19 protein-coding genes are annotated in these 22411 nt (G+C 56.6%); 17 read left to right on the plus strand and 2 right to left on the minus strand.

The annotated features are described in order from the left end of the window. Positions 1–34 precede the first annotated feature (34 nt). The 3 genes from F8B91_RS00085 (at position 35) to F8B91_RS00095 (ending at position 4326) form a co-directional block, all read left to right on the plus strand. On the plus strand, positions 35–1573 hold the full coding sequence (locus F8B91_RS00085; RefSeq protein ID WP_196501650.1) for a sugar ABC transporter ATP-binding protein: 1539 nt from the start codon (positions 35–37) through the stop codon (positions 1571–1573). A gap of 23 nt (positions 1574–1596) precedes the next feature. Then, positions 1597–2679, plus strand: a complete 1083-nt coding sequence (locus F8B91_RS00090; protein ID WP_196501651.1) for an ABC transporter permease — start codon at positions 1597–1599, stop codon at positions 2677–2679. Between the two features lie 912 nt (positions 2680–3591). Next, positions 3592–4326 (plus strand): helix-turn-helix domain-containing protein, encoded by a 735-nt coding sequence (locus F8B91_RS00095; RefSeq protein WP_196501652.1) that lies wholly within the window; start codon positions 3592–3594, stop codon positions 4324–4326. Here F8B91_RS00095 and hemN read toward each other — a convergent pair. Beyond that, positions 4323–5681, minus strand: a complete 1359-nt coding sequence (gene hemN, locus F8B91_RS00100) for an oxygen-independent coproporphyrinogen III oxidase (RefSeq protein ID WP_348641697.1) — start codon at positions 5679–5681, stop codon at positions 4323–4325. The two genes, F8B91_RS00095 and hemN, sit on opposite strands and share 4 nt — an antisense overlap. Next, positions 5678–6121 carry a hemerythrin domain-containing protein gene (locus F8B91_RS00105; protein WP_196501653.1) on the minus strand — a complete coding sequence of 148 codons (444 nt, stop codon included), beginning with the start codon at positions 6119–6121 and terminating at the stop codon, positions 5678–5680. The genes hemN and F8B91_RS00105 overlap by 4 nt, the downstream gene beginning before the upstream one ends. Positions 6122–6225: 104 nt before the next feature. On the opposite strand from F8B91_RS00105, the gene ccoN reads away from it, so the two are divergent. The 14 genes from ccoN (at position 6226) to F8B91_RS00175 (ending at position 22369) form a co-directional block, all read left to right on the plus strand. Beyond that, the gene (gene ccoN / locus F8B91_RS00110; RefSeq protein WP_196501654.1) at positions 6226–7836 is read left to right on the plus strand and encodes a cytochrome-c oxidase, cbb3-type subunit I; all 1611 of its coding nucleotides are present in this window, start codon (positions 6226–6228) and stop codon (positions 7834–7836) included. A gap of 11 nt (positions 7837–7847) precedes the next feature. Then, positions 7848–8591 carry a cytochrome-c oxidase, cbb3-type subunit II gene (gene ccoO / locus F8B91_RS00115; protein ID WP_196501655.1) on the plus strand — a complete coding sequence of 248 codons (744 nt, stop codon included), beginning with the start codon at positions 7848–7850 and terminating at the stop codon, positions 8589–8591. A gap of 11 nt (positions 8592–8602) precedes the next feature. After that, positions 8603–8758 (plus strand): cbb3-type cytochrome c oxidase subunit 3, encoded by a 156-nt coding sequence (locus tag F8B91_RS00120; protein WP_196501656.1) that lies wholly within the window; start codon positions 8603–8605, stop codon positions 8756–8758. A 2-nt stretch (positions 8759–8760) separates the two neighbouring features. Further along, a complete protein-coding gene (ccoP, locus tag F8B91_RS00125) occupies positions 8761–9630 on the plus strand; it encodes a cytochrome-c oxidase, cbb3-type subunit III (protein ID WP_196501657.1) in 870 nt (289 codons plus the stop codon). Further along, positions 9631–11193, plus strand: coding sequence for a cytochrome c oxidase accessory protein CcoG (ccoG, locus tag F8B91_RS00130; RefSeq protein WP_196501658.1), 1563 nt, complete (start codon positions 9631–9633; stop codon positions 11191–11193). It begins immediately after the preceding gene. Next, positions 11190–11678: a FixH family protein gene (locus tag F8B91_RS00135; RefSeq protein WP_196501659.1), complete on the plus strand. Its 489-nt coding sequence runs from the start codon at positions 11190–11192 to the stop codon at positions 11676–11678. Before ccoG ends, F8B91_RS00135 begins: the two co-directional genes overlap by 4 nt. Next, positions 11642–13888 carry a heavy metal translocating P-type ATPase gene (locus tag F8B91_RS00140; protein WP_348641698.1) on the plus strand — a complete coding sequence of 749 codons (2247 nt, stop codon included), beginning with the start codon at positions 11642–11644 and terminating at the stop codon, positions 13886–13888. Before F8B91_RS00135 ends, F8B91_RS00140 begins: the two co-directional genes overlap by 37 nt. Then, complete coding sequence (gene ccoS, locus F8B91_RS00145) at positions 13885–14037, plus strand: cbb3-type cytochrome oxidase assembly protein CcoS (protein WP_196501660.1); 153 nt, start codon at positions 13885–13887, stop codon at positions 14035–14037. Before F8B91_RS00140 ends, ccoS begins: the two co-directional genes overlap by 4 nt. Positions 14038–14585: 548 nt before the next feature. Continuing rightward, positions 14586–14675: a K(+)-transporting ATPase subunit F gene (kdpF, locus tag F8B91_RS00150; protein ID WP_196501661.1), complete on the plus strand. Its 90-nt coding sequence runs from the start codon at positions 14586–14588 to the stop codon at positions 14673–14675. Between the two features lie 9 nt (positions 14676–14684). After that, complete coding sequence (gene kdpA, locus F8B91_RS00155) at positions 14685–16373, plus strand: potassium-transporting ATPase subunit KdpA (RefSeq protein ID WP_196501662.1); 1689 nt, start codon at positions 14685–14687, stop codon at positions 16371–16373. 9 nt (positions 16374–16382) lie between these two features. Then, positions 16383–18428 carry a potassium-transporting ATPase subunit KdpB gene (kdpB, locus tag F8B91_RS00160; protein WP_196501663.1) on the plus strand — a complete coding sequence of 682 codons (2046 nt, stop codon included), beginning with the start codon at positions 16383–16385 and terminating at the stop codon, positions 18426–18428. Positions 18429–18438: 10 nt separating this feature from the next. Further along, entirely contained in the window at positions 18439–19002 is a 564-nt protein-coding gene (gene kdpC / locus F8B91_RS00165; protein WP_196501664.1) for a potassium-transporting ATPase subunit KdpC, read from the plus strand. Then, positions 19002–21686: a sensor histidine kinase gene (locus F8B91_RS00170; protein WP_196501665.1), complete on the plus strand. Its 2685-nt coding sequence runs from the start codon at positions 19002–19004 to the stop codon at positions 21684–21686. Before kdpC ends, F8B91_RS00170 begins: the two co-directional genes overlap by 1 nt. Beyond that, entirely contained in the window at positions 21686–22369 is a 684-nt protein-coding gene (locus tag F8B91_RS00175) for a response regulator (protein ID WP_196501666.1), read from the plus strand. The genes F8B91_RS00170 and F8B91_RS00175 overlap by 1 nt, the downstream gene beginning before the upstream one ends. Positions 22370–22411: the final 42 nt, after the last annotated feature.

Consider the following 22411-nt stretch of genomic DNA (forward strand, 5'->3'; position numbering starts at 1 on the left):
CATTCAAGTGGCGCACTTTTTCATGGTGAATTGAATGGTCAGCCCTTCCACAATGAAAGCCGTCCGCGACAGCGGCGCAGTTCCGGGCTCGGAACATCTCCTTGAAGTGGACGATGTTCGCAAAGAGTTCCCAGGCGTCGTGGCGCTAGACAATGTGAAGTTCAAGTTGCGCCGCGGTTCGGTCCACGCGTTGATGGGCGAAAACGGCGCTGGCAAATCGACACTGATGAAAATCGTTGCCGGCATCTACACGCCAGATTCCGGCTCGTTCAAATTGCGCGGCATCGATATCCGCTTGCAGAACCCCCTTGATGCCTTGGAGAATGGCATTGCCATGATTCATCAGGAATTGAACCTGATGGGGCCGATGACGGTGGCAGAGAATATCTGGATCAGGCGCGAGCCTGTGAACATGTTTGGTTTTGTGAACCACGGCGAGATGCGCCGCCGTACGGAAGAACTTTTCAACCGCCTAAATATCGACATTGACCCGATGGTCGAAGTGGGAACGCTCAGCGTGGCCAACCGCCAGATGGTTGAGATTGCCAAGGCCGTGTCGTTCAATTCCGACGTCCTGATCATGGATGAGCCAACTTCCGCACTTACTGAAAAGGAAGTGAAGCATCTCTTCAAAATCATCAGGGCACTTAAGGCTGATGGCAAGGGCATCATCTACATCACTCACAAGATGAACGAGCTGTTCGAGATCGCCGATGAGGTTTCGGTGTTTCGCGACGGAAAATATATCGCAACAAGACTGTCAAAAGATGTGACGCGCGATGAAATCATCCGCATGATGGTGGGCCGCGACATTACGCAAATGTTTCCCAAGGAGACAGTTCCGATTGGCGACGTTGTGCTCTCCGTCAAGAATCTGACGCTCGATGGGATTTTCAAGGACGTGTCGTTCGATGTGCGGGCGGGCGAAATTCTAGGGATTGCTGGATTGGTTGGGTCGGGTCGCTCCAATATCGCCGAAACCGTTTTCGGTGTTTCGCCTGCATCTTCGGGTACGATTTCCATCAAGGGAAAAGAATTGGCCGTTACATCACCCTCCATTGCCATGGCCAACGGCATGGCTTTTCTCACCGAAGATCGCAAAGAAACTGGCTGCTTCCTGCTGCTTGATATTCAGGAAAACACCCAGATGGCGGTGTTGCAGACTAAATATGTGAATTTTGGTTTCGTGAAGCAGCGTGCTTTGGCCGCTGACTCCAAGATCATGTCAGATCGCCTGCGCGTGCGTACGCCTGACATGCAGGAGCCGATCATCAATCTTTCTGGTGGCAACCAGCAGAAAGTTTTGATCAGCCGCTGGCTTTTGACCAAGCCGCGGATTCTCATTCTGGATGAACCGACACGCGGCATTGATGTTGGGGCCAAGGCTGAAATTCATCGTTTAGTTTCAGAGTTGGTGAAAGCTGGTGTTGCGGTCATCATGATTTCTTCGGAAATGCCGGAGGTTTTAGGGATGAGCGATCGTATCATGGTTGTACATGAAGGCCGGGTCACGGGGTTCTTGGATCGCAAGGATGCCGACCAGGTCAAGATTATGGAGTTGGCCTCGCATTGAGGCTTTGAATTCGAGGGGACGGCATGTCAGACCAACCAGCATCAACCGGCGCATCCACTACAGGCCTTAGCAAGGTGAGGCGATTTCCGCCTGAGGTTTCGATCCTTGGCGTTTTGCTCGGCATCATTCTGGTCTTTGAAATTCTCGGTTGGATTTTCATCGGTGAGAGTTTCATTCTGAACAAGCAGCGCATTTCAATCATCATCCTGCAGGTGGCGGTGATCGGCATTATCGCGGTTGGTGTCACCCAAGTAATCATTACGGCGGGTGTTGATCTGTCGTCCGGTTCGGTTGTTGGATTTACCGCGATGGTTGCCGCAAGTTTTGCCCAATCCGCCAGCAATTCCCGGGCGGCTTTTCTTGATCCGTTTTATGCGAAATTCGGGTTGAGTTGGTTCATCGATTCAAGTCCGTTTTGGTCAATCCTATTTGGCATTCTCTGTGGGTTGCTGCTCGGCCTGATCAATGGCTACATCATCGCGAAGACGAAGATACCGCCTTTTATCGCTACACTGGGAATGATGGTTTCAGTACGTGGCCTGGCAAAATGGTACACGCTGGGCCAGCCCGTGGCACTTCTGAACGACAGCTTCACCTGGTTTGGCCAGAGCTTCAATGTGGGCGGTTTTCCGATTCCCCGCCCAGTCATTATATTCATCATTGTCGCAGTCATTTGCCATGTGGCTCTGACTTACACGCGCTACGGGAAATTCACTTATGCCATTGGTGCAAACCCACAGGCGGCGCGTGTTTCCGGCATCGATATCGGCAGGCATCTGATCAAAGTCTATGCGGTGGCGGGTCTGCTCTCAGGCCTTGCCGGTGTGATGACAGCGGCACGCGCTCAATCAGGCCAGCCGGGCATGGGTGTGGCCTATGAGCTTGATGCCATTGCCGCCACTGTCATTGGAGGTACTTCTCTTGCAGGGGGCGTAGGGCGTATCACGGGAACATTTATTGGCACGATCATTCTCGGTGTGGTGACCTCCGGCTTTACCTTCCTGCAAGTCGGCGCCTATTATCAGGAGATCGTGAAAGGCATCATCATCGTGACGGCAGTTGTCATAGATCAACAGCGCCAAAATAGGCGTCGCAAATCGAGTTGACGCCGCGACAACGCGACTATCGTCTATCCCTTGAGACAATACTGGCACCCTCGCGCACCAGATCGATTTGGTCGTGTTACCGATGTTAGGGAATGACGACTGTGAGCATTTGGTGATTTTTTTCGGGATCTAAGCAATGTCCGCATGTGATCCCAAAGCAGACTATTTGAAGCGCTTGGATCGTCGGAACGGTATCACGAGCGGACACCCCATTGATTATGGATGCTTTGGAACCTCTGCACCGACGCATACCCATAGCAGCCGTTACTTCGCCCAATCTGGTATGTTACGAATGATAATATACTCAATGTTGCGCTCGAACCCGATCTCCATTTCAATAATCTCACGCATCTTTGGGTCCTGTTCTTCGCGCAGATCGTGACGATCGAGCACATTCGTGGACGGTAGCGATCGATGTGGTCTTCGTGGGCCAATCGCTGTCCGCGCCGCGAAATTCCCTGCATTACCCTGTTCTCCGATAGCTAGAAAATTGCGGAATGCTTGTCCTAGAAACGTTATGACATCAGAGGGATGTGGGCTGCCGTGGTATGTGGATTGGGCAGGAATGTTCGGTTTTCCCAAATAATTACGCTGAAAGCAGGGAATTGTCGGCAGAGACTAGTTCGGCCAGGACTGCGTCTACCACCATTCCTCCCGCACCAAACCATTAAATTCCATCTTTTCGGATATAACGACGCAATTACAGTAGCTTGCTTTCTGATGGAAATCTCTGTTGCGCGAAACCGCGAGTTTCTGGCACATTATATAAGATTGCGCGCATGAAATTTCTGGCAGCCCCTTTTTTTGGTCCACGCTTTGTTGCTTTTTCTGATTAATTGCCATTTGAAACAGCGCCAAAATGGCGTCTGTGGAAATTGGTGATGGGGCGCTATTTTGGGTTGAAAGCTCATCGTGCCAGATAACCCGCGTTCCGATATTCACAATTCCGATGTCCCCATTGTCTGTCGGGCATGCGAGGCGCGGCACAAAGGCGTTTGCGGCGCGCTCAATCCGCAGCAACTGACGGAACTGGCCCGCCACACGACCAAGCATAAGTATGACGCGTCTGCGGGCCTCGTGTCGGATGGTGCTAAGGTTGATCGCTATGCCAATATCATGAGCGGAGTTATCAAGTTGGCCAAGCTCACCGCAGATGGGCGGCAGCAGATCGTGGGTTTGCAATTTGCTCCGGACTTCTTGGGGCGGCCTTTCAGCCAAATCAGTGATTTTGACGTCGAGGCTGCGACAGATGTGCGGGTTTGTTCGTTCCCGCGAGATGTGCTCAACAAGCTCACGCGGGAAAGTCCGGAGTTGGAACACCGCCTGCATGCACAGACTCTGAAAGAACTCGACGAGGCGCGTGACTGGATGCTCGCTCTGGGCCGCAAATCGGCGAGTGAACGCGTGGCTGGTTTCCTGTGTTTTATTGCAGAACATATCAATCCGGAGATAGAATTTGAAACAGGACCCGTCCGCTTCGATATTCCGTTGAAGCGCGCCGACATGGCGGATTTTCTGGGCTTGACCATCGAGACTGTGAGCCGCCAACTCACCAAGTTGCGCCAAGCCCGTGTGATCGAGATCGAGAACAACCGCACCGTCATAATTCCCGATCTTGCCAAGCTGCGCGCGGCGACAGGTGCCTAGACGACTTTCGAGTAACGCTGCTCGGCGGGCTTCAGCCAGGTATCGAATTGTGCAGCAATGATGCGCACCACGGGCCTGGCCTCATCTGTCATATGAAGCCCGGCATCGTCTACCCAGCACAGTTCCGCATACTCACCGGCAGCAATGCCACAAGCCTGGCTGATCAGCGGCAAGGCACTCACCCCGAAACATTTTACCAGTTCATCAAAACTGAATGCAAAATCACACAACAGCCGCTCGATGATGAAGCTGCGCATCCGGTCATCGTCACTCAACGCGAGCCCGCGGGCGAGCGCCAGGCGGCCCGTCTGAACCAACGTCGCGTAACGCCCTGTAGCGACTTCGTTCTGCACATAACCGCCCGGGAAACAGCCAATGGAGGAGGGGCCGAAGCCCAGCCGCACGGACGCATCGTCATCACTGTAGCCCTGGAAATTGCGGTGTAGTCTGCCACGCTTGGCGGCAAGTGCCAGCGTGTCGCCTGGCTTGGCAAAATGATCAATGCCGATCGCACGGTAGTCAAAGTCAGTAATGACGTTGGCGGCGAACTCTGCCTGCTGGAGGCGCATCGCGCTATCTGGCAAAGTCTTTTCATCAATGAGCCTCTGGTGCGGCTTCATCCACGGCACATGAGCATAGCCAAATAGTGCAATGCGGTCCGGCTCCAGATTGAGAACCTTCTTCAGCGTGAGCGCGAGTTTCCCGGTGTCCTGTAGGGGCAGGCCGTAAAGCGCATCAATGTTGATCGACTGAATGCCGGCAGCGCGTAGAGCCCTGACCACGTCCCGCGTCAGCTCAAAACTCTGCGGCCTGTTGATCGCAGCCTGAACCGCCGGGTCAAAGTCCTGCACCCCGATGCTGGCCCGCGTCATGCCAAAAGACATCAGATCCGCAATCGTCCCGTCCTTCACATCTGAAGGATCAATCTCGATTGAGATTTCCGGCGTCTGCGAGAAATCAAAAGCCGCATGCAGCGCCTCCTTGATCATCTGAAGCTCTTCACGCCTCAGGAGGCTCGGGCTGCCGCCGCCCAGGTGGAGTGCGGAAACCGGGACCTTGCGTTTCAGTTCTGCGCCCCAGAGCGCAATCTCCTGAACCAGCACTTTCACATAGTCTGCCACGGGCTCATAGCGCATCGTCTGCTTGGTATGGCAACCGCAGAACCAGCATATGCGGTCACAGTAGGGAATGTGGATGTAAAGAGAGAGCTTGTCTGCTGCGCTTGCCGCTGCAACCAGCGCGCCCAGCAGGGCCGGGCCGCCATCGGGCTCGAAGTGGTTGGCTGGTGGATAGCTTGTGTAGCGCGGCAGTCCGGAAGGCTGACGGGCCAGAAGCTCCGCAATGTTCAGGGTCACGGCAACTTCTCTTTTTCCAGCAAAGGCAGAATGTGTTCACGTTCAAAGGCAATATGCCGGCGCAGGGCTTCAAAGAAGCCGCGCATCATCCAGGCGAGCGCTTCGGCGTTGCTGCTGCGGCGTTCCATGACATAGGCGCGCAGGGCGTGAATGATATCGCCTGCATATTCCTCATCACCCATATGTTCATAGCCCAGCCGTTCCAGTGTCGCGGAATGAGTAGTGCCGTGTAACAGCGGAAAGACCTTTTCCTCTTCAAACCTGTGCGCGAGCGTTACGGTGGGCAGCAGGCTCTGGGCCACGTAGAGCCCTTCCTGCACATTGAGAGCATCCGGCAGACTGTCGGCCAGCCGCTCGAGCCGGTCGCACAGCTGTTCCTGTCTTGCGAGATGGCCGCGAAATTCGCAGGCAAGCAGATGGGGGGTGCTGGCAGCATTCATGCGGCCTGACCCTAATTGCCGAAACAAACGCATTCATTGATCCAGATCAAGGCCACGCCGCGCCACCCGTGAGAGACGGGCAGGGTCAATAGAAGGCTGGGCATATGAAGAATGGCTATTGGGCGATCGTCGCTGGTGCAGGGTGTTTTGCGGCCCTGATGGGTGCTGCACTGGGGCAGGATGCGCTGTTCCGCGCGCATTTCTGGATTCTGTGTGTGGTGCTGGGGCTTTCCGCAATTGTCTTTCTTCTCACCATGGACGGAACAGGTGTCGGCCGTGACAAGCCGGATGGGTATATGGATGAAGTGATCCGCTATGGCGTGATCGCCACGATCTTCTGGGGCATTGTGGGCATGCTGGTCGGCGTGGTCATCGCTTCAGAGCTGGCCTGGCCCGTGCTCAATATCGGGCCCTGGTTCAATTTCGGCCGACTGCGCCCGCTGCACACATCCGGCGTTGTCTTCGCCTTTGCAGGTAATGCGCTGATCACCACGTCATTCTATATTGTCCAGCGTACTTGCCGCACGCGGCTGTTTGGCGGGCAACTGCCCTGGTTCGTGTTCTGGGGGTATCAGCTTTTCATTGTCATGGCGGCCACCGGCTATCTACTCGGAATCACCCGCAGTCAGGAATATGCGGAACCGGAATGGTATGTGATCCTCTGGCTTGTCGTCGTCTGGGTTGCCTATCTGCTGGTTTTCCTCGGCACCCTCATCAAGCGCAAGGAACCACATATCTATGTGGCCAACTGGTTCTATCTTTCAATGATCGTGACCATCGCCATGCTGGTGATTGTCAACAATCTCGAAATCCCGGTCAGCTTCCTTGGTGTGAAGAGCTATTCTGTGTTTGCCGGCGTGCAGAGCGCGCTGGTGCAGTGGTGGTATGGCCACAACGCAGTGGGCTTCTTCCTCACGGCCGGTTTCCTCGGCATGATGTACTACTTCGTACCAAAGCAGGCCAATCGCCCGGTCTATTCATACCGCCTGTCGATCATCCATTTCTGGGCGCTGATCTTTCTTTATATCTGGGCCGGCCCGCATCACCTTCATTACACAGCACTGCCCGACTGGGCGCAGACGCTGGGCATGGTGTTCTCCGTCATGCTGTGGATGCCCTCCTGGGGCGGCATGATCAATGGTCTGATGACGCTCTCGGGCGCCTGGGACAAATTGCGCACTGATCCCATCCTCCGCATGTTTGTGATGTCTCTTGCTTTTTACGGCATGTCCACCTTCGAAGGCCCGATGATGTCGATCAAGTCGGTCAACGCGTTAAGCCATTACACCGATTGGACCATCGGCCATGTGCATTCCGGCGCCCTTGGCTGGGTCGGTATGGTCACCTTCGGCGCGCTTTATTTCATGACGCCTAAACTGTGGAACCGCGCACAGCTCTATTCGCTTCGCCTGGTCAACTGGCACTTCTGGCTCGCCACCCTTGGCATCGTTGTCTACGCTTCGGCCATGTGGGTCTCAGGCATCATGCAGGGGCTGATGTGGCGCGAATACGACAGCAACGGATTCCTCGTTTACTCCTTTGCCGAAACGGTGGCCGCCATGCATCCCTATTACATCATGCGCATGCTGGGTGGCCTACTGTTCCTGATCGGTGCGCTGGTCATGACATATAATCTCTGGCGCACCATCCGTGGCGATGTGCGCGCCGAAATCCCCATGGGTGCGGACGCGCTCACTCTTCAACCAGCACAGTGATGGTAAAAGTCATGTCAAACACGAACCAAGTTCTTGGCTTTCACTCGAAGATCGAACGCAATGTCACTCTACTGCTGGTCTTCTCGCTGCTGGTGGTGACGATCGGCGGTCTCGTCGAAATCGTGCCGCTTTTCTGGCTGCAGAACACCATCGAGAAGGTGAGCGGCGAGCGGCCTTACTCACCCTTGGAACTGGCCGGGCGCAACATCTATATTCGTGAGGGCTGCTATCTGTGTCATTCACAGATGATCCGGCCATTCCGCGACGAGGTGGAGCGCTACGGTCATTATTCGCTGGCAGCCGAGTCCATGTATGACCATCCCTTCCAATGGGGCTCGAAGCGCACCGGGCCAGATCTCGCCCGCGTCGGCGCGCGCTATTCCAATGACTGGCATGTCGAGCATCTGAAGAATCCGCAATCGGTCGTACCTGAATCGGTTATGCCGTCCTATGCCTTTCTGGCGGACACGGATCTCGATACCGGCCTGGTTGCGGAAGGTCTCAAGACCAACCGAATTGTGGGTGTTCCGTATACCGATGATGACATCAAGAATGCGCTCGTTGATTTTAAGGCGCAGGCCGATCCCAATGCGGATACCGCTGATCTGCTGAAACGCTATCCCAAGGCCGTTGTTGGCGACATGGACGGTAATCCTAATCGCTTGACCGAGATGGATGCACTGGTGGCCTATCTGCAGATGCTCGGCACCTTGGTGGATTTCCAGTCCTATCAACCCGCCGATGGCGAACGCTGAGGGAGATGCAGATGACCTTTGAGTATCAGGCGTTGCGCACTCTGGTCGATAGCTGGGGCCTATTGGTGATGGTGCTGTTTTTCATTGGCGCTGCCGGCATGGCACTGCTTCCGGGCTCGCGCCAGCAGCAGGCGGATGCTGCTCAAATCCCCTTCAAGGAAGACTGATCATGGCCAACAAAGACATCGACGACGTATCTGGCGTTGAAACAACCGGCCATGAATGGGACGGCATCAAGGAACTGAACAACCCGCTGCCACGCTGGTGGATCAACACCTTCTACATCACAATCGTGTTCGCCATTGGCTACTGCGTTCTCTATCCAGCATGGCCAGGCCTGACCACCAACACCAAAGGCTGGTGGAACTGGTCCGCGCGCCAAGACGTGGCGGCTGAGATGAGCGCTGTCGATGCAGGCCGCGCCGGCATCGAGCAGAAAATTGCCGCTTCCGATATCAAGACCATCCTGGGCGATCCCCAAATGAAAGTGTTTGCCGTGGCCGCGGGTGCCTCGGCCTTCAAGGCGCATTGCAGTCAGTGCCACGGTTCAGGCGCGCAAGGCAATGTGGGCTATCCCAATCTGAATGACGACGACTGGCTGTGGGGCGGCACGCCTGAACAGATTGTGGCGACGATTTCACATGGTGTGCGCTCGCCGCTGGATGCCGATACGCATGTCTCGCAAATGCCTGCCTTCGGCAAGGATGGCGTCTTGACGGCTGAGCAAATCAGCGAAGTGACAAATTACGTGCTGCAACTCGCACAGCTTGATCACAATGCCGACAAGGCAAAGCCTGGCGAACAGGTGTTCAAGGACAATTGCGCTTCCTGCCACGGGGATGCCGGGCAAGGAAACCCGGATATGGGCGCGCCAAAACTCGCCGACAAGATCTGGCTTTACAAGGGTGCAACAGACGCGATTATCGCGCAGGTGACCAATCCGCGCCACGGCGTGATGCCGGCTTGGTTGCCGCAGCTTGGCGAGGCGAAAGTCAAGGAGCTGGCAGCCTATGTCATCTCTCTTGGAGGTGCGAAGTAGGTGTCACTGACGCCCGATATCGAGCAGGCGGATGTGCAGGCCGTCAATGCCGGGGCAAAGGCGAAAGTTGCCTCGCAGCTCTATGCCGCGCGCGTCAAAGTTTTCCCCAAGGATGTGCAGGGCGCGTTCCGCCGCCTGAAGTGGATCATAATGGCGGTGACGCTGGGAATCTACTACATCACGCCCTGGCTGCGGTGGCACCGGGGTGCGGGCGCGCCTGATCAGGCGGTGCTTCTCGATATGGTGCACCGCCGCTTCTATTTCTTCTTCATCGAAATCTGGCCGCAGGAATTCTACTTTGTCGCAGGCCTTCTTGTTATGGCGGGCGTGGGCCTCTTTCTGGTGACCTCCGTTGTCGGCCGCGCCTGGTGTGGTTATGCTTGCCCGCAGACCGTCTGGACGGATCTGTTCATAGCGGTTGAGCGTCTTATTGAGGGTGACCGCAATGCCCGCATCAAGCTCGACAAGGCGCCCTATGGCCTGCGCAAAATTTTCTTGCGCGTGGGCAAACATCTCATTTGGCTGCTGATCGCGATGGTGACGGGTGGTGCCTGGATTTTCTATTTTGCCGATGCGCCGAGCCTCGCCAAGCAGCTCTTCACGGGTCAGGCCGCTTATGTAGCCTATGCCACTGTCGCCACGCTCACCGCCACAACCTATATCCTCGGCGGTCTGATGCGCGAGCAGGTCTGCATCTACATGTGCCCTTGGCCGCGCATCCAAGCGGCTATGCTTGATGAAGATTCATTGGTTGTCACCTATAATGACTGGCGCGGCGAACCACGCAGCCGGGGTGTGAAAAAGGCCAGAGCGGAAGGTATTTCCGCGGGTGATTGTGTTGATTGCAATGCCTGCGTTGCAGTGTGTCCTGTGGGGATCGACATCCGCCATGGCCAGCAGATGGAGTGCATCACCTGCGCACTCTGCATTGATGCCTGCGACGACATCATGGGTAAACTGATGCGGCCCCACGGGCTTATCTCCTATTCCACCTTGCGTGACTACAATCACAACATGGCACTGGCAGCCCCCTCGGGCAGGGCCGTGTCGCCGGACCTCGTCCGCAAGCCGGGAGGCGGCTTCGTGGAGGGGGTCCGGCATTTCAATTGGCGCGTCGTCTTCCGCTTGCGCACGCTAATCTATGTCGGCCTGTGGTCGCTGGTGGGACTTGGACTGGTGGCCGCGCTCCTAACGCGCGATCGTTTGCGCATCAATGTGCTGCATGACCGCAATCCGATTGCGGTAAACCTCACCAGTGGCGCAGTGCGGAATGGCTATACCGTGAAGCTCCTCAACATGCAGCCTGAAGCGCGCACCGTTACTGTGGCGATTGACGGATTGCCCGGCGCACAGCTTACGCTGGAGGGCACAGAAGGCGCAATTGGTCGCAGCGCGGAGGTCAAGCTGGAGCCTGACACGCTGGAGACCCTGCATCTCTTCGTTACAGTTTCGCCGCAGATGCTTCAAAGCGGAAAGACACCGTTTGAGATCAGGGCATCTGACTTCCGAATGGGTTCATCTGCCATCTATCAGGCCAGCTTTGAAACGGAGACGGCAAAATGAGCGACACTCTGCAGGTCAAGCGTAGTACATTCACCGGCTGGCACATGTTGGCCATCATGATCGCCTTCTTCGGCACGGTGATTGCCGTCAATGTTACGCTCGCGGTGATGGCGGCGCGTAGCAATACGGGGCTGGTGGTTGAAGACTCCTACAAGGCAGGCCTGACTTATGACCGCGACATGGCCAAAGCCAAGGCCGATGCTGCGATGGATATTCATCCCAAGCTGTTTTTTGCCGGCGGGATTTTGCGTGTGGTGCTGGTCAATTCCAATGGGGCGCCTGTTGATGTGAAAACATTGAATCTCACACTCGGTCATCCAGTGAGTGCTTCGACCGATGAAATCATGAGTTTTGCTGTCGAGAGCAAGGGCGTGTTCACGTCGCAAGCCAGGCTCACTGAAGGCGTGTGGGAAGGCGATCTCATCGCAATATTGCCCACAGGCGGAACGTGGAAACGCTCGATCAAGCTGGTGGTGAAGCCATGAGCTGTTGTGCTGGACCGCTGGCCAGTGCCACGACAATACGCGCGGAATCCTCTGCACGCATTGGGCTTCTGGAAGAACTGAATGCCGATGCACGTCACCTTGCCGGGGGTGGCACAAATTACCAGATCGCCTTGCCTGCCATGCACTGCGGCAATTGCATCATCACCATTGAGCGTGGTCTGTCACCGATGTTTGGCATCGAGAAGGTACGCGCCAATCTTTCGCTGAAACAGGTTTCGGTCACACTCAAGCCCGGCAATGACAATCTGCAGCCGGTGCTAAGCAAACTGGAGACTTTGGGCTTTACACCGCAATCTCCCGGGGCTGCCGCGCGAGCGGGCAATGACGAAGTATTGAGCGGCCTGTTGCGGGCGGTCGCGGTGTCAGGTTTTGCAGCCGCAAATATCATGCTCCTCTCAGTTCCGGTCTGGTCGGGTGCGGCGGGGACCACCGAAGCGCTCTTTCATTACCTCTCGGCATTGATTGCCGTACCAACCGTGGCGTATGCCGGACGGCCTTTCTTCATTTCTGCATTGCAGGCCTTGCGTCATGGGCGCGTGAATATGGATGTGCCAATCTCACTTGGCGTCATTCTGGCCACGATGATGTCTTTTTATGAAAGTGTCATTGGCGGGGGGCATGCCTATTTCGATGCGGCCGTCTCGCTTCTGTTCTTCTTGCTGATCGGGCGTGCCCTTGATCAGATGATGCGTTCGAAAGCCCGCGCCGCAGCCTCACGGCTGGCGGCACTCTCGGCCAAGGGCGGCATGGTTGTGGATGCGCAGGGTGATCTCACCTATCTGCCACTTGATGGGATCAAGCCCGGCATGGTCTTGCGCGTGGCGGCCGGGGAGCGTTTCCCCGTTGATGGCACAGTGATCGAGGGAGCAACTGATATTGATCGCGCGCTGGTCACGGGAGAAAGCGCTCCGATTGCTGTCACAACAGGTGCGGCGGTGGAGGCGGGAACGCTCAACCTCACCGGCGCGGTCGATGTGGAAACCACCCGCTCTGCCGACCAATCCTTTCTGGCCGAGGTCACCCAGATGATGGCGGCTGCCGAACATGGCCGCAGCGCTTATATACAGCTCTCTGACCGCATGGCCCGCGCATATGCACCGGTGGTTCACATTCTTGCCGCCACGACCTTTGTCGGCTGGATGATCTGGACGCATGGTGGTTTCCACGAATCGCTGACCGCCGCTGTCTCTGTTTTGATCATCACGTGCCCCTGTGCGCTCGGCCTTGCCGTGCCTGTGGCACATGTGGTGAGTGCAGGGCGTCTCTTCGCGGCAGGCATATTCATGAAAGATGGCTCGGCGCTGGAGCGCATGGCCACCATTGATGAGATTGCCTATGACAAGACCGGCACCTTGACTACAGGCGAGCCTGTTATCAAGACGATGCACATTCCGCTGGGCGAACCTGTTGAAGTTGCCAGGGCGCTTGCGTCGCGCAGCGTTCACCCCGCCGCCAAGGCTTTGGCCAAGGCTTTAGCATCGTTCAACATGGCTCTGGTGAGTGATTTGCATGAAGTGCCGGGACATGGTGTCGAGGCCATCGCCAATGGCCGCAAGGCGCGGCTCGGCCGCATCAACTGGGTGGCAGAGATAGCGTCACGTACAACAGGCGGTCATGAAACTGGTGTGGCTTTCGCACTGGAAGGCGGACCACTTTATTACTCGACACTTTCTGAATCGTTGCGTTCGGGCGCTACCCGTCTTCCCAAGCTGGACAGCTTCGTGATCTCGGGCGATGGCGCAGAGCAGGTTGAGGCCATTGCGCATGCGGTAGGCATTGCCGAAACCCATGCGGGCCTGAAGCCAGGCGACAAGCTGGCACTACTACAGCAGAAGGCAGCGGAAGGTCACCATGTCTTGATGGTAGGTGATGGCTTGAATGACGCGCCGGCCCTCGCAGCCGCCTATGCTTCGATGGCGCCGTCGAGCGCCTCGGATGTTGGCCGCATGGCCGCAGATTTTGTATTCACTCGCGATGACCTGTCAGCGATAGGCTTTACTTATAAAGTGGCGTTGAAGACTGCCAGAATCGTGAAGCAGAATTTCGGCCTGGCGATCGTTTACAACATATTTGCGGTTCCACTGGCCATGTCCGGCCAGCTTAATCCGCTTATTGCAGCTGTGGCCATGTCCACGTCTTCGATTATTGTGGTCGCCAACAGCTTGCGGCTCCAACTGGTGAGATCATGAACGGACTGCTCTTTCTGATCCCTGTTGCGTTGGGGCTTGGGCTGCTCGGTTTGGTGGCATTCCTGTGGAGTCTCACCAGTGGTCAATATGAAGATGTCGAAGGCGCTGCGCTGAGAATCCTGGAAGACGAACCTCCGCTCAATGAATAGGTCCGTAAGGGATTTCTAGTTGGCTTACGAAACTCCCAAAGGCCAAAATCATTCCTCATCCCAATTATCGAACCACTACAGCACACTGCTTTGCGATGGATCAGATTTTCGATCATTGGAAAGTCCACCATTCCTCCCACACCAAACCACCGGTTTCATAGGCCTCCCAAATACACGGGCGATTTTGGTCGCTTTCGGTAGAGCTGCGATCTCTGTTGAGGCAAAGAAACAGATCTGGGCCGAAAATCGCGTTTGTGGCGCGCGGAATTTCTGGGAGCCTGAATTTTGGTCCACGCTGTGATGCAGCTGCAAGGCAACAATATCGTGCCAATGCGCAGAGGGCAGTTGGCTGAAGCATAGATTTTACGGTCACATTACGCACGTGCCGTGCTTTCAACATAGAGCCGTTACGCGCCCCGCTCCTAGTTAAAGGCCATCAGTCCAAGGAGGCGCTCATGTTGTTTCTTCTATTCTTAGTTGGTGGGTTGGCCGCTCTGGCGGTGTTTGCGTTTGCCGTGCAGGCGGCTGAACATTTGTGAGGTGCGGTCATGACCTTTGAAGTCACAACCGGCCTCATCCTGGCCGCTGCTCTGCTTATCTATCTTAGCGTGGCGCTGCTGCGCCCCGAGAAATTCTAAAGGCGCACCATGGTTCAAGATTTCACTCAAGTTTTGATATTTGCGCTGCTGCTGGCGGTGATCTCCGTGCCGCTTGGCATCTACATGGCCAAGGTGGCCAATGGCGATTATCGCTTTCTCGATTTTCTCGAGCGCCCGACGCTCGCATTATCTGGCGTGCGCAATGAGCCACAGCGCTGGACGACTTATGCTTATGCGCTCATAGCGTTCAACGGCGTGGGCTTCCTGCTGCTCTATCTCATTCTATGTTTCCAGAACTACCTGCCGTTCAATCCACTGGACCTGCCTGGCCTGTCGCCAGATCTGGCGTTCAATACGGCGATTTCCTTCATCACCAATACCAACTGGCAGTCTTATGGCGGCGAAAGCACCATGTCTTTCTCTAGTCAGATGGCCGGTCTGACCACGCAGAACTTTGTTTCGGCCTCAAGCGGCATGGCTGTAGCGCTTGCCGTGGCGCGCGGCTTTGCTGGGCGCCAGACAAACGATATCGGCAATTTCTGGGTCGATATGACCCGCATGATCATCTACGTGCTGTTGCCGATCTGCATCGTTCTGACGCTTTTCTTCGTCTGGTCCGGTATCCCACAGACATTCACTGGTTCAGTCGATGCCACCACGCTCGAAGGTGCCAAGCAAACGATTGATCTTGGTCCGGTGGCTTCGCAGATCGCTATCAAGCAACTCGGCACCAATGGCGGCGGTTTCTTCAACGTTAATTCAGCTCATCCTTTCGAAAATCCAACGGCGCTGACCAACCTCATTTCAATGCTGGCCATTCTTGCCATCCCATCAGCCTTCTGCTTCACCTATGGCCGGATGATCGGTGACAAGCGCCAGGGCCGCGCCATCGCTTTTGCCATGGCCATATTGATGGTGGTTTCTTTCTCTGCACTGTTCCTGTCCGAACATGCAGGCAATCCGGCATTGCACGGTTTGGTGAACCAGGTTCAGGGCAACATGGAAGGCAAGGAAGTGCGTTTCGGCGTGGTCAATTCCGCACTCTGGGCGTCGATCACCACCGCTGCCTCCAATGGCTCGGTCAATGCCATGCATGATAGCTTGACTCCTATCGCCGGCATGATCGCCATGATCAACATCCAGCTGGGCGAAGTGATCTATGGCGGTGCCGGCGTGGGCCTGACAGGCATGCTGCTGAATGTCATCCTTACCGTTTTCATCGCTGGACTGATGGTGGGCCGCACGCCGGAATATCTCGGCAAGAAGATCGAGGCGCGCGAAGTAAAGTTGGCGGCTCTGACGCTGCTGGTCATGCCGGTTGGCGTGCTGGTGCTCTCCGCGCTAGCCATCGCCACTGGCCAAGGCCAGTCTGCCATCGCCAACCAGGGCCCCCATGGCCTGTCCGAGCTGCTCTATGCCTATACATCGGCCACCGGCAATAATGGCTCGGCTTTTGCTGGATTGAGCGCCAACGTACCCTTTCACAATACGTTCCTGGGCTTGGCTATGGTGCTTGGCCGCTATGGCTATATCATTCCGATCCTCGCCATTGCCGGTTCGCTCGCAGCCAAGAAGACCACGCCTGCTTCAGCGGGCACCTTCCCAACCCATGGTCCTATCTTTGTCGTCTTGCTCATCGCCACCATCCTGATCGTCGGTGCGCTCACCTTCTTGCCCGTTCTCGCCCTTGGTCCCATCGCCGAGCATGTGTCGCTCAGCCAAGGGCAGCTATTCTGAGGTTTCATCATGACCAAAACTGCCCCAAATGAAATTGGCCTCTTTGCCCCGGACATCATCCGGCCAGCAATTGGTCAGTCCTTCCTGAAGCTAAATCCAAGAACGCTGGCGCGAAATCCCGTGATCTTCGTCACCGGTGTCATCTCGCTCTACGCCACCATTATGGTGGCGCGCGAAGCTTTCACCGGCGGCGCGCATGTGATGATCGGTGCTCAAATTGCGATATGGCTGTGGTTCACGGTGCTCTTCGCCAATTTCGCCGAGGCGATTGCCGAAGGCCGGGGCAAGGCCCGCGCCGATGCGTTCCGTTCAACCAAGTCGGACGTGATGGCAAAGGTCCTGCCCACCGAAGATAACCCGGACGTCTTTTCCCTGCGCTCCGCCGATGAATTGGAGCCCGGCGAGATCATCTATGTTGCGGTTGGCGAAATCATTCCCACAGATGGTGAAGTGATCAGGGGTGTTGCTTCGGTGGATGAAAGCGCCATCACCGGTGAAAGCGCTCCCGTGATCCGCGAGTCCGGTGGGGACCGTTCCTCCGTAACGGGAGGCACACGCATTGCTTCTGACTGGCTGATCATCCGCGTCACCGCCAAGCCGGGTGAGACCTTCCTCGACCGCATGATCGCTTTGGTCGAAGGTGCCAAGCGCCAGAAGACCCCGAACGAAATCGCCCTCAACATCCTGCTGGCAGGCCTTTCGCTGGTGTTCCTGTTCGTGGTGGTCACGCTGCCCTTCTTTGCGTCATGGTCGGGCACCGATGTGCCGGTGATCTATCTGGCTGCGCTGTTCATCACGCTGATCCCTACAACTATCGGCGGGCTTCTCTCCGCCATCGGCATTGCTGGCATGGACCGTCTGGTGAAGGCCAATGTCATCGCCAAATCCGGCCGCGCGGTTGAAGCTGCCGGTGACATCGATGTGCTGCTGCTGGACAAGACCGGCACCATCACTTTCGGTAACCGCATGGCCGATGAATTTGCGCCTTTGCCGGGGGTGGATGAACGCAAGCTCGCCGAATCTGCCTTCCTCGCTTCGTTGGCCGATGAAACACCGGAGGGAAAATCCATCGTCGATCTGGCGCAGAAGAAGTTCGGCTTCAAGCAAAGCCAGTTGGCCAAGGGAGCGACTTTCATTCCCTTCACCGCACAAACCCGCATGTCTGGCGTCGATATTGGCAAGGGCCATATCATCCGCAAGGGCGCGTCCGATGCAATCCAGGCGCATTGTGGTGGCCTGCAGATCGCGGCCCTCGACGCCATCGTGAAGCGCATCGCGTCTTCCGGCGGCACGCCGCTGGTGGTGGCCGAGAATGGCAAGCCGCTGGGCGTCATTCACCTGAAGGACATTGTGAAGCCCGCCATCCGTGAACGCTTTGCCGAACTGCGCAAGATGGGCATCCGCACGGTGATGATCACTGGAGACAATCCGCTCACCGCTGCCGCTATCTCGGCCGAAGCTGGTGTCGATGACTTCCTTGCCGAAGCCACACCGGAAAAGAAGCTGGAACTGATCCGCAAGGAACAGGCCGAAGGCAAATTGGTTGCGATGTGCGGTGACGGTTCCAATGACGCACCAGCACTCGCCCAAGCCGATGTGGGTGTGGCGATGAATTCAGGCACGCCAGCTGCCAAGGAGGCAGGCAATCTGATCGATCTAGACAGCGACCCGACCAAGCTCATCGAAATCGTGATGGTAGGAAAACAGATGCTGATGTCGCGTGGTGCGCTCACTACCTTCTCGATCGCCAATGACGTCGCCAAGTATTTTGCCATACTGCCAGCGTTGTTTGTGACCGCCTATCCGGGCCTTGCCGTGCTCGATATCATGCGCCTCGGTACGCCGCAAAGTGCCATCCTGTCGGCTATCATCTTCAACGCACTGATCATCGTGGCGCTGATCCCGATTGCGCTGAAGGGCGTGAAATATGTGCCGGCGCCGGCGGTGGTTCTGTTGAAGCGCAACTTGCTGATCTACGGACTAGGCGGCCTGATTGCGCCCTTCATCGGCATCAAGCTCATAGATCTTGTTGTTGATTTTCTGCATCTTGCGTAAGGATTAAATCATGACAAACATTCTTCGCCCGGCATTGTCGCTCACCGTAATCTTTTCGGTACTGACGGGAGTTGCCTATCCCTTGGCCATGACGGGCCTCTCACAATCCCTGTTTCCTAACTCCGCCAATGGCAGCATGGTGCAGGTGAGCGGCAAGGTGATCGGCTCGTTTCTGATTGGCCAGAACTTCGCCGCCGACACATATTTCCATGGCCGTCCCTCTGCCGCTGGTAAGGATGGCTATGACGCGACCGCGTCATCTGGCTCCAATCTGGGCCCCAGTTCCAAGGCCCTGATCGACGCCGTGAAGCAGCGTGTGGCCGATCTCGGCGGTGGTCCAGTGCCGGATGATCTGGTTTTGGCCTCAGCCTCCGGTCTCGATCCAGATATCTCGCCGGAAGGCGCCTTGTTCCAGGTCGCACGGGTGGCAAAAGCCCGCAACATCGATGAGGCCAAAGTGAAAGCATTGGTCATGAGAGTAGTTCGTCAACCACAATTCGGCGTGCTCGGTGAACCTCGCGTCAATGTGCTAGGCTTGAATCTTGCCCTCGACAGGATGACAATCAGCCCCTGATGGCCGACAAGAGCATGACCCGCCCCGATCCTGATGCACTTCTCCGCGAAGCGCAGGGGAAGGGCCGTGGCAAGCTCAAGATTTTCCTCGGTGCCTCTCCCGGAGTGGGCAAGACCTATTCAATGCTGGAAGAGGCCCGCGCCCGCAAGAGCGATGGGTGCGATGTGGTGATTGCGTTGGTGGAAACCCATGGCCGCAAAGACACTGAAGCCCGCCTGCAAGGCATCGAGTTGTTGCCGCGCAAGGCCATCACGTACAAGGGCCAGAAGCTCACCGAGATGGATATTGACGGCCTGCTGGACCGCAAGCCTGAACTCGCCATTATCGACGAGTTGGCGCACACAAATGCGCCAGGCTCCCGGCATCCGAAGCGCTGGCAGGACGTGCTGGAAGTTCTTGCGGCAGGCATCAACGTCACCACAACGCTCAACATCCAGCATATTGAAAGCCTGAATGATGTCGTGGCGCGGATCAGTGGCGTCAAGGTCCGCGAGACCGTGCCAGATGACTTGATTACCCGCGCCGATGAAATTGAGCTTATTGATCTGCCGCCCGATGAACTGATTGCCCGCCTGAGCGCCGGCAAGGTTTATGTGCCGGAACAGATCGGCCGCGCACTCGACAGTTTCTTTAACAAAGGGAATCTCACGGCGCTGCGTGAACTTGCTCTGCGCACCGCTGCCAGCCGTGTCGACGCCGAGATGCTGAACTGGATGCAATCGCATGCTGTGTCCGGTCCATGGCCAGCCAATGAACGTCTGCTCGTCTGCATCAATGAAGCGCCCGTAGCGGTCGATCTGGTGCGCGCGGCAAAGCGCATGGCGGAGCGTGCAAAAATTCCCTGGGTGGCAGTGACAGTGCTCACCGCACGGCATGAAACCTTGGCTGGTGCCCAGAAGCAGAAGACTGCTGTGGCCATGCGGCTCGCAGAATCGCTCGGCGCCGAGATTGCGACATTGCGCACTGCCGCCGATGCCGTGGGCGAGCTTCTTGATTTCGCTCGCCGCCGCAACGTCTCGCGCATCGTGGTCGGCCGGCCCCGCCGTCACGGTTTCTATCGTTTCATGCGCGAGCCGGTCTTTGAGCGCCTGCTTGATGCCGCGAAGGATTTCGAAGTCACAGTTATCGCTACCCAGACACTGCAACCGACCACGCCATTTCGCCTTCCACGCTTTGGTCCGTGGACATGGAAACCCTATGCCGTAGGCATTGGCACGGCCGCGCTAGCCACCGCTGTGGCCTGGCCGCTGTCCTATGAAGTGCCTATTGGCTCACTCGTTGGCGTATTTCTGCTGAGTGTTCTGGTCACCGGCGCACGCTACGGTCTAGCGCCTGCGCTGTTTGCCACTATCACCTCATTTCTTGCCTACGATTTTCTCTTCATTCAGCCTTACTACTCATTCACCATTTCGAGCGGTCACGAGTTGGAAGCCCTGTTGGTCTTCCTCTCCAGCGCGATCTTCACCGGCACATTATCGGCGCGACTGAAGGCACAAGTTGAGAGCCTGCGGGCCAGTCAGCGCCGCACCCAGCAGCTTTACGATTTTGCCCGCAAGATCGCCTCGGTCAGCGGCAAAGACGATGTGCTGTGGTCAGCGGTCGCCCACATCGCTCATACGCTACAATGTCGCGCCATCATCCTGATGCCGGACGGCAAGGGAGAACTCTCTCAAGTGCAGGGCTTTCCGTCCATTGAGCCTGACATGGACGCACGCAGTCTGACCGCCGCGCGTTGGGCATTTGAAAAAAACGAAAATGCGGGCCACGGAACGGCAACACTACCAACTGGTGAATGGTTGTTCCTGCCAATGGTAACGCTGAAGGCGCCCTTCGGCGTGATCGGTGTCGCCTTCGATGATCCCTCGCGCTTTGACGACCCAGAAATCCGCCAGCTGTTACCTGCTGTAGAAGATCAGGTAGCCGTAGCCATCGAGCGTCTCAATCTCGCCAACGAGGTCGAAGCCGGCAAGATCCGTGATGTCGGCGAGAAACTGAAAGACGCGCTGCTCAATTCCGTCAGCCACGACCTGCGCACGCCGCTTGTTTCGATCATCGGAGCCCTAACCTCACTGCAGACGGGCGCCAGCAAACTGAAGGCAGCTGCTCGCAACTTTCTGGTTGAAGATGCGCTGCACGAAGCGCGTCGTCTCGACCGTTATGTGCAGAACCTGCTCAATATGACGCGGCTTAACCACAAAGCCGTCACGCCGAGAATCGTGGTGACTGATCTGCGTGAAGTGGTGGGCCAGGTGAAGGCCGATCTGCGCCACCAATTGCAAAATAACCCACTGCAAGTGAGCATCGCCAAGGAAGCCGCTTTGGTCATGGCCGATCCCGTGCTGATTAGTCAGGTGCTTGCCAATATACTTGAGAACGCCGCGAAGTATTCACCGCCAACCGAGCCCATCAACCTCTCCACCACCGCAACCAGTGATCAAGTGACGATCAGCGTCGCCGACCATGGCCCCGGCGTGCCCGATGCAGAGCGTGAAAAAATCTTTGATCTGTTCTATCAGGTGGCTGGCGGTGACAAGAAGCCCAGCGGAACCGGCTTGGGCCTTGCCATCGTAAAAGGCATGGTGGATGTGATGAACGGGCGAGTAACTGCTGCAGCCCACAGTAAGGGCAGCGGAGCCGTTATCTCTTTGACGCTGCCCAGGCCACCCGCAGGGAAGCTGCATTGATGCCGCGCATACTTGTCATAGACGACGAAGCTCCCATCCGCCGATTTCTGCGCATCGCTTTGGAAGGCAGCGACTATGAGGTCGAGGAGGCAGAGCGCGGTCGCCTCGGTGTTGAAATGGCCGCCACGTCCGCGCCTGATGCAGTGATCGTCGATCTCGGCCTGCCCGATATTGACGGCAAGGATGTGGTCAAGAAAATCCGCGAATGGTCGGAAGTGCCGGTCCTCGTTTTGTCAGTGCGTGATGGCGAAACCGAAAAGATCGCAGCCCTCGATGCCGGCGCCAATGACTATGTCACTAAACCCTTCGCGACCGGCGAGCTCCTCGCCCGCCTGCGCGCCTTGTTGCGTACCCGCAAACCTGGCAACGCCGAATCTGCACAACTGAAATTCGGCACAATGGTGATCGATCTGGCCAAACACACGATCACGGTGGATGGAAGCACGGTGAAGCTAACCAAAAAAGAATTCGAAGTGCTAGCTTTCCTCGGCAAGCATGCCGGCCGTCTCGTCACCCACGGCCAGTTGCTCTCAACGATCTGGGGGCCAGCCCATCTCGAAGACACGCATTACTTGCGGATCGCCATCGGCCATATTCGCGAAAAGATCGGGGACGACGCTTTGAACCCCAAATACATAGTCACGGAGCCTGGCATAGGATACCGGCTATTCACCGGCGATTGACCATGATTGTGTTCGCATTCCACAACTTCAATCATTGAACTA

Source organism: Aestuariivirga litoralis (genome assembly GCF_015714715.1).
GTDB lineage: Bacteria > Pseudomonadota > Alphaproteobacteria > Rhizobiales > Aestuariivirgaceae > Aestuariivirga > Aestuariivirga litoralis_A.